Source organism: Streptomyces sp. NPDC014676 (assembly GCF_043084105.1).
Lineage (GTDB): Bacteria > Actinomycetota > Actinomycetes > Streptomycetales > Streptomycetaceae > Streptomyces.
Genome location: NZ_JBIBZI010000003.1, coordinates 1 through 11,259, shown reverse-complemented (window position 1 = coordinate 11,259; position 11,259 = coordinate 1). Strand labels below are relative to the sequence as shown.

7 protein-coding genes and 1 pseudogene are annotated in these 11,259 nt (G+C 71.2%); 1 reads left to right on the top strand and 7 read right to left on the bottom strand.

Features of this window, described 5'->3' with window-relative positions:
- Window positions 1-3: 3 nt before the first annotated feature.
- From ACF1DX_RS08760 to ACF1DX_RS08740, 5 genes are all read right to left on the bottom strand, one after another.
- Entirely contained in the window at window positions 4-1,020 is a 1,017-nt protein-coding gene (locus ACF1DX_RS08760; RefSeq protein WP_391790490.1) for an HpcH/HpaI aldolase/citrate lyase family protein, read from the bottom strand.
- On the bottom strand, window positions 1,017-3,044 hold the full coding sequence (locus tag ACF1DX_RS08755; protein ID WP_391790489.1) for a protein meaA: 2,028 nt from the start codon (window positions 3,042-3,044) through the stop codon (window positions 1,017-1,019). The genes ACF1DX_RS08760 and ACF1DX_RS08755 overlap by 4 nt, the downstream gene beginning before the upstream one ends.
- A 7-nt stretch (window positions 3,045-3,051) precedes the next feature.
- Window positions 3,052-4,389, bottom strand: a complete 1,338-nt coding sequence (gene ccrA, locus ACF1DX_RS08750) for a crotonyl-CoA carboxylase/reductase (RefSeq protein ID WP_391791170.1) — start codon at window positions 4,387-4,389, stop codon at window positions 3,052-3,054.
- A gap of 428 nt (window positions 4,390-4,817) precedes the next feature.
- Window positions 4,818-5,630, bottom strand: a complete 813-nt coding sequence (locus ACF1DX_RS08745; RefSeq protein ID WP_391790488.1) for a TetR family transcriptional regulator — start codon at window positions 5,628-5,630, stop codon at window positions 4,818-4,820.
- Between the two features lie 163 nt (window positions 5,631-5,793).
- Window positions 5,794-7,599 (bottom strand): 3-hydroxyacyl-CoA dehydrogenase family protein, encoded by a 1,806-nt coding sequence (locus tag ACF1DX_RS08740; protein WP_391790487.1) that lies wholly within the window; start codon window positions 7,597-7,599, stop codon window positions 5,794-5,796.
- Between the two features lie 381 nt (window positions 7,600-7,980).
- On the opposite strand from ACF1DX_RS08740, the gene ACF1DX_RS08735 reads away from it, so the two are divergent.
- The gene (locus tag ACF1DX_RS08735) at window positions 7,981-8,556 is read left to right on the top strand and encodes an adenylosuccinate lyase (RefSeq protein ID WP_391790486.1); all 576 of its coding nucleotides are present in this window, start codon (window positions 7,981-7,983) and stop codon (window positions 8,554-8,556) included.
- Between the two features lie 193 nt (window positions 8,557-8,749).
- Here the strand turns inward: ACF1DX_RS08735 and ACF1DX_RS08730 are convergent, their stop codons facing one another.
- Window positions 8,750-10,330 carry an alpha/beta hydrolase gene (locus ACF1DX_RS08730; protein ID WP_391790485.1) on the bottom strand — a complete coding sequence of 527 codons (1,581 nt, stop codon included), beginning with the start codon at window positions 10,328-10,330 and terminating at the stop codon, window positions 8,750-8,752.
- A 139-nt stretch (window positions 10,331-10,469) separates the two neighbouring features.
- Window positions 10,470-11,153: pseudogene (locus ACF1DX_RS08725) on the bottom strand (radical SAM protein); the annotation flags it as partial.
- Window positions 11,154-11,259 lie beyond the last annotated feature (106 nt).

Here is an 11,259-nt window from a genome sequence, read left to right as displayed (position 1 = left end):
CGCTCAGCCCTCCGGGAGCTCGAACTTCGACGTGCGCCGCATGCCGGCGGCACGTCCCTTGCCGGAGATGACCAGGGCCATCTTGCGGCTGGCCTCGTCGATCATCTCGTCGCCGAGCATCGCCGAGCCCTTCTTGCCGCCCGCCTCGGACGTGTAGTAGTCGTACGCGTCCAGGATCAGCTCGGCGTGGTCGTAGTCCTCCTGCGAGGGCGAGAAGATCTCGTTGGACGCCTCGACCTGGCCCGGGTGCAGCACCCACTTGCCGTCGAAGCCCAGGGCCGCGGCGCGCCGCGCGACCTCGCGGTAGCCGTCCACGTTGCGGATCTGGAGGTAGGGGCCGTCGATCGCCTGGAGGTCGTTGGCGCGGGCGGCCATCAGGATCTTCATCAGGATGTAGTGGTAGGCGTCCGCCGGGTAGCCGGGCGGCTGCTCACCCACCACCAGCGACTTCATGTTGATGGATGCCATGAAGTCGGCCGGGCCGAAGATGATGGTCTCGACGCGCGGGGAGGCCTGCGCGATCTCGTTGACGTTGTTCAGGCCGCGGGCGTTCTCGATCTGCGCCTCGATGCCGATCCGGCCGACCTCGAAGCCCATCGTCTTCTCGATCTGGGTCAGCAGCAGGTCCAGCGCGACGATCTGCTGGGCGTCCTGGACCTTCGGCAGCATGATGCAGTCGAGGTTCGGGCCGGCGCCCTCCACCACCGTCACGACATCGCGGTACGTCCATTCGGTCGTCCAGTCGTTGACGCGCACGACGCGGGTCTTGCCGGTCCAGTCGCCCTCGTTGAGGAACTTCACGATGGTGTGCCGCGCCTCGGGCTTGGCGAGCGGCGCGCAGGCGTCCTCCAGGTCCAGGAAGACCTGGTCGGCGGGGAGGCCCTGGGCCTTCTCCAGGAAGCGCGGGTTCGAGCCGGGTACCGCCAGGCAGGAACGCCGAGGGCGAAGGCGGTTGAAAGAAAGGTGCGCGGCGGAGCCGCCCGTTGCAAGGGTGGTGGCGGGCGACGGGTGGACGGTCATGCGGGGACCTCCAGGGGGTCGAGCTTGTTCGCGGTGCGGATCTCGTCGACGATGCGGCCGATGATCCCGGTGATGTCGAAGTCCTTCGGGGTGAAGACCGCGGCGACTCCCGCGGCCCGCAGCTGTTCGGCGTCACCGTTCGGGATGATGCCACCGGCGATCACCGGTATATCTGTGGCACCGGCCACACGGAGCCGTTCGAGCACGTCCGGCACGAGCTGGGCGTGCGAGCCGGAGAGGATGGACAGGCCCACCGCGTGCACGTCCTCCGCGAGGGCGGCGTCCACGATCTGCTCCGGGGTGAGCCGGATGCCCTGGTAGACCACCTCGAACCCGGCGTCGCGGGCCCGCACGGCGATCTGCTCGGCGCCGTTGGAGTGACCGTCCAGGCCCGGCTTGCCGACCAGGAAGCGCAGCTTGCCCACGCCGAGGTCCTTGGCCGTCAGTTCCACCTTGCGGCGCACCTCCGACAGTGCCGAGCCCTCCTCGGCGGCCACCGCCACCGGGGCGGACGAGACACCGGTCGGCGCCCGGAACTCCCCGAACACCTCCCGCAGCGCCCCGGCCCACTCGCCGGTCGTGACGCCGGCGCGGGCGCACTCCAGGGTGGCCTCCATGAGGTTGTCGGTGCCGCGCGCGGCCTCCTTCAGCCTCTCCAGCGCCTTGCAGGGGCGCGGGTGGTTGAAGGGCGGCTGGTACCGCGTGTCGCGCCAGTGCTGGAGCGAGGCGATCACCCGGGCCTCCACCGCCGGGTCGACCGTCTGGATCGCGGTGTCCAGGTCGGCGGTCAGCGGGTTCGGCTCGGTGCCCTCGAAGGCGTTGACACCGATGATCCTCTCCTCGCCGGACTCGATCCGGGCCCGGCGTTCGGCGTGCGAGGAGACCAGCTGCGACTTGAGGTAACCGGACTCGACGGCGGCCATCGCGCCGCCCATCTCCTCGATCCGCCCCATCTCCGCGAGCGAGTCACCGACCAGCTCCTCCACCTTCGCCTCGATCACCTTCGAGCCCTCGAAGATGTCGTCGTACTCCAGCAGATCGCTCTCGTACGCCAGGACCTGCTGGATGCGCAGCGACCACTGCTGGTCCCAGGGCCGGGGCAGGCCCAGGGCCTCGTTCCAGGCCGGAAGCTGCACGGCACGCGCGCGGGCGTCCTTGGAGAGGGTGACGGCCAGCATCTCCAGGACGATCCGCTGGACGTTGTTCTCCGGCTGCGCCTCGGTCAGCCCGAGCGAGTTGACCTGGACGCCGTAGCGGAAGCGGCGGTGCTTGGGGTTCTCGATGCCGTACCGCTCGCGGGTGACCTGGTCCCAGATGCGGCCGAAGGCGCGCATCTTGCACATCTCCTCGATGAACCGGACGCCCGCGTTCACGAAGAAGGAGATGCGGCCGACGACATCGCCCATGCGCTCCTGCGGCACCTGACCGGAGTCGCGTACGGCGTCGAGCACGGCGATCGCGGTGGACATCGCGTACGCGATCTCCTGCACCGGAGTGGCCCCGGCCTCCTGGAGGTGGTAGCTGCAGATGTTGATCGGGTTCCACTTCGGGAGGTGGGAGACCGTGTACGCGATCATGTCCGTCGTCAGGCGGAGCGACGGGCCCGGCGGGAAGACGTGCGTCCCGCGGGACAGGTACTCCTTGACGATGTCGTTCTGGGTCGTGCCCTGGAGCCTGGTGATGTCCGCGCCCTGCTCCTCGGCGACGACCTGGTAGAGCGCCAGCAGCCACATGGCGGTGGCGTTGATCGTCATCGAGGTGTTCATCTGCTCCAGGGGGATGTCCTGGAACAGCCGGCGCATGTCACCGAGGTGCGCCACCGGCACCCCGACCCGGCCGACCTCACCGCGGGCGAGGATGTGGTCGGAGTCGTAGCCGGTCTGGGTCGGCAGGTCGAAGGCGACCGACAGACCCGTCTGGCCCTTGGCGAGGTTGCGCCGGTACAGCTCGTTGGACGCCTCGGCCGTGGAGTGACCGGCGTACGTGCGCATGAGCCACGGCCGGTCCTTCTGACGCTCACTCATGTGGACCTCAGATGTTCCGGAAGCGGTTGATGGCGTCGATGTGCTGCGCGCGCTTTTCGTGGTCGCGCACGCCCAGGCCCTCCCCGGGTGCCATGCACAGCACGCCGACCTTGCCCTGGTGCAGGTTGCGGTGCACGTCGTAGGCGGCCTGGCCGGTGTCCTCGAGCGAGTACACCTTCGACAGGGTCGGGTGGATCTTCCCCTTGGAGATCAGCCGGTTGGCCTCCCAGGCCTCACGGTAGTTGGCGAAGTGCGAGCCGATGATGCGCTTCAGCGACATCCACAGGTAGCGGTTGTCGTACTGGTGCATGTAGCCCGAGGTCGAGGCGCAGGTGGTGATGGTGCCGCCCTTGCGGGTGACGAACACCGAGGCGCCGAAGGTCTCGCGGCCGGGGTGCTCGAAGACGATGTCGATGTCCTCGCCGCCGGTGAGTTCGCGGATGCGCTTGCCGAAGCGCTTCCACTCCTTCGGGTCCTGGGTGTTCTCGTCCTTCCAGAACTTGTAGCCCTCGGCGCTGCGGTCGATGATCGCCTCGGCGCCCATCGACCGGCAGATGTCCGCCTTCTGTTCGCTGGAGACGACACAGATCGGGTTGGCGCCGCCGGCGAGCGCGAACTGGGTGGCGTAGGAGCCGAGTCCGCCGCTCGCGCCCCAGATGAGGACGTTGTCGCCCTGCTTCATGCCGGCGCCGTTGCGGGACACCAGCTGCCGGTACGCGGTGGAGTTGACCAGGCCCGGGGCGGCGGCCTCCTCCCAGCTCAGGTGGTCCGGCTTGGGCATGAGCTGGTTGGACTTCACCAGGGCGATCTCCGCCAGGCCGCCGAAGTTGGTCTCGAAGCCCCAGATGCGCTGCTCGGGGTCGAGCATCGTGTCGTTGTGGCCGTCGGACGACTCCAGTTCGACGGACAGGCAGTGGGCGACGACCTCGTCACCGGGCCGCCAGGCGTTGACGCCGGGGCCGGTGCGCAGCACGACGCCCGCGAGGTCGGAACCGATGACGTGGTACGGCAGGTCGTGGCGTTTGGCCAGCTCGCTGGTGCGGCCGTAGCGCTCCAGGAAGCCGAACGTCGACAGCGGCTCGAAGATCGAGGTCCACACCGAGTTGTAGTTGACCGAGGAGGCCATGACGGCCACCAGGGCCTCGCCCGGGCCCAGTTCGGGCAGCGGCACGTCGTCGAGGTGGATCGACTTGCGGGGGTCCTTGTCACGGGTCTCGAGGCCCGCGAACATCTCCGTCTCGTCCTTGTGCACGGTGATCGCGCGGTACGACTCGGGGAGCGGCAGGGCGGCGAAGTCCTCCGACGTGGAGTCGGGCGACTGGATCGCGGCCAGGATGTCCTTCATGGTCACGGTGTTGCCTCCGGCGATGAGCGCCCTGAGGGAGGGGCGCTGAGGGTTACGTCGGTGTGCTGCTGAGGGTCGGGGGGTGCCGTCGGTCCGGCGGTGGTGCTTCGGCAGCGCTGGGTGTGCGCGGGAGGTTGCCTGTGACGCGGGCGTCCGGACGTGCGGGCGGCGGGCCCGCCGGGACTCGCCCGGACTCCTTCAACGTATGGCACGCCGTGTCAGCCCGCAAGGCACTGAGTGTCAGAAAGTGGGCTCAGGTGAAATCTTTACGTATCAGATGAGCGATGATCGATCGAACGGGCCTGGAAAGACCTGCGAAAAGGGGCCCTGACATGGCAAAACGGCCACCCCGTGGGGTGGCCGTCATCACAGCGGTGAGGGGCTGTTCCGCGCTCCTCGGTGTCTGTTCCGTGCTCTTCGGCGTCTGTTCAGCGCTCCTTGAGCGCCTGCTCGATGGTCCGCATCACCTCGTCCAGTGGGGCGTCCACGTGGGCGACCGTCACCAGGACCTCACCGTGCGTGGACGCCGAGGACGCGGGCGGCTTCGGCGGCGCGGTGCGCCGGCCCGCCATGATCCCGCTGCCGAAGGTCTTGCGGACGATCGCGAAGGCGTGGTCGAGCTGGGCCTCGACATCACCCTGGCCGTCGGCCCGCAGCCAGCGCCGCAGCACGTGGTTGTGCGCGGTGACCACGGCGGACGCGGCGACCTCCGCCAGCAGCGGGTCGTCGTTGGCGTCGTCGTCGTGCGCGTGCTCGTCGAAGTGGCCGAGCAGATAGCGGGTGAAGAGGCGCTCGTAGCGGGCCACCGACGCGATCTCCGCCTCGCGCAGGGTGGGCACCTCGCGCGTCAGCTTGTAGCGGGCGACCGAGATCTCGGGCCGCGCCGCGTACATCCTCATGACCTCCTTGATGCCACGGCACACCGTGTCGAGCGGGTGCTCGTGCGCGGGGGCGGCGTTGAGCACCGCCTCGGCGCGGACCAGGGTGTCGTCGTGGTCGGGGAAGATCGCTTCTTCCTTGGAGCGGAAGTGGCGGAAGAAGGTGCGCCGGGCGACCCCGGCGGCGGCCGCGATCTCGTCGACGGTGGTGGCCTCGTACCCCTTGGTCGCGAACAGCTCCATCGCGGCGGCCGCCAGTTCCCGGCGCATTTTGAGCCGCTGGGCGGCGGCACGGGAGCCTGCGGCGCTTTCCGGCGGCTCGGTCGTGGCGGGCGTACGTGCTGACTTGGCGGGCTGGGACATGCCCTGAACGTACTGCATGTGCGCAGCTCGGTGCGCATGACCGGGGGCTCCCCCGCCCTCGGCGGGCGGGGGAGGGGCACTGCGGGCCGGCGGCGGGAACCGGTCGGGGCCGAGCAGTCCGCCCCACTCCGCGCCGCCCCCGGACCGGTCGCCGGGGTGCGGCTCAGCGCTTGGCATATTCGCGGAAGCCACGGCCGGTCTTGCGGCCGAGGCAGCCCGCGGCCACCAGGTGCTCCAGCAGCGGCGCCGGCGCGAGACCCGGGTCGCGGAACTCGCGGTGCAGCACCTTCTCGATGGCGAGCGAGACATCGAGCCCGACGACGTCCAGCAGCTCGAACGGACCCATCGGGTAGCCGCCGCCCAGCTTCATCGCGGCGTCGATGTCGTCGAGGGACGCGTAGTGCTCCTGCACCATCTTGATCGCGTTGTTGAGGTACGGGAACAGCAGCGCGTTCACGATGAACCCGGCCCGGTCGCCGCAGTCCACGGCGTGCTTGCGGATCGTGCCGCACACCTCGCGCACGGTGGCGTGCACGTCGTCGGCGGTCAGCACCGTGCGCACCACCTCGACCAGCTTCATCGCCGGCGCGGGGTTGAAGAAGTGCATGCCGATCACGTCCTGCGGGCGCGAGGTGGCGCGGGCGCAGGCGACGACCGGGAGCGAGGACGTGGTGGTGGCGAGGACCGCACCCGGCTTGCAGACCTTGTCCAGCGTCGCGAAGAGCTGCCGCTTGACCTCCAGGTCCTCGGCGACCGCCTCGACCGCGAGATCGACGTCGGCGAAGTCGTCGTAGCTGCCCGTCGGACGCACCCGCTCCAGGGTCTGGGCGGCGGCCTCGGCGGTCATCCGCCCCTTGTCGACGGAGCGCGCCAGGGACTTCCCGATCCGGGCCTTGGCGCTTTGTGCCTTCTCCTCGCTGCGAGCGGCCAGGACCACCTCGTAGCCGGCCTTGGCGAAGACCTCGGCGATACCGGAGGCCATGGTGCCCGAACCCGCGACACCCACCGAACGCACCGTACGGCCGGGGGCCGCGAAGACGTCCCCGAGCGGGGTGAGGGCGTCGCGCACGACGGTCTTGCCGCCGGGTGCCTCGTACGTGTAGAAGCCGCGCCCCGCCTTGCGGCCCGTCAGGCCCGCCTCGCTGAGCTGCTTGAGGATCGGGGCCGGCGCGTGCAGCCGGTCACGGGACTCGGCGTACATGGCCTCCAGGACCGTGCGCGCCGTGTCGACGCCGATCAGGTCGAGCAGCGCCAGCGGGCCCATGGGCAGCCCGCAGCCCAGCCGCATCGCGGCGTCGATGTCCTCGCGGGAGGCGTAGTTCGCCTCGTACATCGCGGCGGCCTGGTTGAGGTAGCCGAACAGCAGCCCGTCGGCGACGAACCCGGGCCGGTCGCCGACGGCCACGGGCTCCTTGCCCAGGTCCAGCGCGAGGCCGGTGACCGCGGTGACGGCCGCGGGCGCGGTCAGCACGCTGGACACGACCTCGACCAGCTTCATCGCCGGCGCCGGGTTGAAGAAGTGCATGCCCAGCACCCGCTCGGGGCGGGCCGAGTCGGCGGCGAGACGGGTGACGGACAGCGCGTTGGTGCCGGTCGCCAGAATGGTCTCCGGCCGCACGATCCCGTCGAGTTCACGGAGGATCTGCTGCTTGATCCCGTACGACTCGGGCGCCACCTCGATCACCAGGTCGGCGCCGGCCGCCGCCGCGAGGTCGGTGGAGGTGGTGACGCGGGCGAGGAGGTCCGCGCGCCGCTCCTCGGTCAGCCGGCCGCGCTCCACGGCGCGGGCGGTGGAGGACTCCAGGGCGGCGACGCACTTCGCCGCCTGCGCCTCGCTGATGTCGATGCCGATGACGTCGCGGCCGGCGCCGGCCAGGACCTCGGCGATGCCGGTGCCCATCGTGCCGAGGCCGACCACGGCGACGGTCCGGAGCGGGGACAGGGAGGTGTCGGAGAGGGGAGTGGCCATCGCGGGACTCCAGGAATGAGGGTGACGACGGGAAACACGCCCGGGTGCGCCGAAGGGCGCACCGGGTGCGTGCGGGATGCGGGTGTGGCCGGGCTGCGAGCGCACACGCCCGGTGCCGTCGGTGAACGACGGCCGATCCGACCGGCCCTGTCCCGGGGCCGAGCCGTACTGCGGTACACGGGGTACCGAACCGACTGCTCCCCCACTGCCTCGAAGGTGTGGGAGGTGCCCCCAGCGGCGGCCGCGTCACCAGACCGCCGTGAGGAGGGTGCGAGTGGGTAACTCGCTCGTCTGAGCTTAACTCGCGGGTAACGAGCGCGCCAGTCCCCGGCTTTGTGATGTACGTCCCGGCCGGCCCCGCGCACCCCTAACCTCTGAACCATGGACGAAGAGTTGCGATCGCTCACGGAGCGCTTACGGGCGGAGTCGGGCGGATCGACGGCGTACGACCGTCTCCTGGCCACGGACGACCCCGACGCCCTGGCCGGCGTCCTCACCGCACCCGGACAACCGCTCTGGGCCCGCGAACTGGCCGCGTTCCGGCTGGGACTGGCGGGGGACCGCAGGGCCTTCGAGGCACTCGTGCTCCTCCTCAACCACCGCGACCCGCCGCGCTGCGCCGCCGCCGCCCACGCCCTCGCCCGCCTCGGCGACCCGCGCACCGCACGCGCCGCCGCCGCCCTCGCCACCAACGAACTCCGCGTCGCCTACGCCCTGCACCCGGTCCGCCTGCTCACCGCACTGCGCGCCCCCGAGGCGGTCCCCGCCCTGATCACCACGCTGCGGCGGCGGCTGCGCCCCCACGACCCCTACCGCCGGGTCGCGCTGGCCTGTGTGGAGGGGCTGGGCGAACTCGGCGACCCGCGCGCCGAACCCGTACTGAACGAAGCCCTCGCCCACCCGGCCCTGGCCGAGGCGGCGGTCCACGCCCTGGCCCGCATCCCCCGGCCGCGCTGAGACCGTGCCGTCGGCCGACGGGGTCCCGCGCGTACCGCACCCCGGCCGATGCGTTCGGTGTCCGCCACGGTGTCGAGGCTGTCGGAAACGGCTGCGGGACGCGTCCGCGGTCACCGGCCGCGGCGAGAACCCGCTCATGGACTCATCGTGGACCACGGGTGCGACAAGCCGGTCCCCAACGACGGGGCAGGCCTCAGCTCCGGAAGCCGAGCAGGCCGTGCAGGGTCGAACCGCGTGCCGACGTCGGTGCCGCCTTCGACGTCAGCGGCTCGGGGTCGGGCAGGGCCGCGCACACCGCGTCGGCCTCGCCGCCGCCCCCGCGCGGCACGGTCCCGTCGGCCAGATAGGCCGCCAGATGCCGGTCCAGGCAGGCGTTCCCGCTCAGTGTGACGCCGTGGTTGCCGCCGCCCGACTCGACCACCAGGGCGGAGCGCGCCAGCAGCCGGTGGACGGTGACACCGCCCTGGTACGGGGTCGCCGCGTCGTGCGTCGCCTGGAACAGGAGAGCCGGCGGCAGCTTGTGGTTGCGGACGCGTTCCGGGCGCAGGGACCCGGCCGGCCAGAACGCGCACGGCGCGTTGTACCAGGCGTTGTTCCAGGCCATGAAGGGCGCCCGCTCGTACACCTCCCAGTTGTCCTTGCGCCACTGCCGCCAGTCACGCGGCCAGGCGGCGTCCCGGCACTGCACCGCGGTGTAGACGCTGTAGCCGTTGTCACCGGCGGCGTCGCCCGCGCCGAAGTTCTCGTACGCCTCGATCAGCGGCTCGGCGTCCCGCTCGTTCACGTACGCCGAGAACGCCTCCGCGAGATAGGGCCAGTAGCCGTTGTAGTAGCCGCCCGGGAGGTAGGTGTCCTCCAGTTCGGCGGCGCCCACCTTCCCGCCGGCCGGGTCCTTCTTCAGGGCCGCGCGCATCGCGTACCAGGCGGCCTCGACCTTCTCCGGGTCGGTGCCGAGGCGGTACGCCGAGTCGTACGCGGCGACCCAGGCCAGGAAGGCGCGGTGGCGGTCGTTGAACGCGTGGTCCTGGTTCAGATTGGCGTCGTACCAGACCTCGGTGGGGTCGACGACCGAGTCCAGGACCAGGCGCCGCACCCGCTGAGGGAACAGTTTCGCGTAGACGGCGCCCAGGTAGGTGCCGTAGGAGTAGCCGAAGTAGTTGAGCTTCTCCGCGCCCAGCGCCCGCCGGATCACGTCCATGTCGCGCACCGTGCTGCCCGTGTCGATGTACGGCAGCAGATCCGCGTACGCGCGTCCGCAGGCCGCGGCGAAGGACCGCACACGCGCCAGGTTGGCCCGTTCGACCTCGGGGGAGGTCGGCACCGGGTCCGGGCGCACCGGGCCGAAGTGGTCCGGCGCGCAGTCCAGCGCCGGCTCGCTGGCGCCCACCCCGCGCGGGTCGAAGCCGATGACGTCGTACTGGGCGGCCACCTCCTTCGGCAGCGCCGCCGCGACGAACCCGGCGAGCGTCAGACCGCTGCCGCCGGGGCCGCCCGGGTTCACCAGCAGGGGGCCCTGGTACCGCTGTGCGGTGTGCGGGACGCGGGACAGCGCCAGCGTGATCCTCCGCCCGGCGGGCTCGGTGTGGTCGAGCGGCACCTCGACGGACGCGCACTGCAACGCCGGGTAGTCGTCGGTGCCGCACTCCTTCCACACGGGTCGTGCGGCGTGGAAGGTCTCCGCGGCGCGCGGGGCGCCGGCCTGGGCGGGCGCGGCCGTGAGGCTTCCGGCCAGGACGACGGCGGCACCGCACAGCACGGCTGCGCTTCTTCTCATGACGGGGTCCTCCCGGGACGGAGGTGCTGCGGACCGCGGGGCTCACGGTTCACGCGGCATCGTCCCGATGTGGGGCCACGTCCGAACATGTTCTGTTGATTCTTGACCCGATCGGATCGCCGGAAGCGCTCGAACGCTCTTAAAGGAGCGCCAGTTGGGTCGGCTCGGCCGCCGGGGGCCCGGCCGGCCCGGCGAGTCCGGCGGGTCCGGCGGGTCCGGCGGGTCCGGCGGCGCGGATCCGGCGGGGCGTCCCCGCGCGGGCGGGGCCGATGCCGTACTCCTGGGCCAGCTCGTGCACCTGCCGGGTGATGCGGCGCTGGTACCACTTCGGGGCGTAGGCGCCGTCCGCGTACAGCCGCTGGTAGCGGGCCACCAGGTACGGATGGTGCCGCCCGAGCCAGGCCATGAACCACTCACGGGCGCCCGGCCGCAGATGGAGCACCAGCGGGGTGACGGAGGTGGCGCCCGAGGCCGCGACGGCCCGCACGGCCGCCCGCAGCTGGTCCGGGCGGTCACCGAGGAACGGGATCACCGGCGCCATCAGGACCCCGCAGGCGATGCCGTGCCCGGTGAACGTCCGGACCACGTCGAGGCGCCGCTCCGGTGCCGGAGTGCCCGGCTCGACCGTCCGCCACAGCCCGTCGTCGGTGAACCCGACCGAGACCGAGACGCCCACGTCGGTCACCTCGGCGGCCTGCCTCAGCAGCGGCAGGTCCCGCAGGATCAGCGTGCCCTTGGTGAGGATCGAGAACGGGTCGGCGTGGTCGCGCAGGGCGGCGAGGATGCCCGGCATAAGCCAGTAGCGGCCCTCAGCCCGTTGGACACTAGCGGTCCCTGAGCCGTTTCCAACCTGACGGGTGGTTGGACGGCGCTCCCGGCGGCGAGCATGAAGAAAGCTCCTGGTAGACGGGTTCACGACCAAGATCACC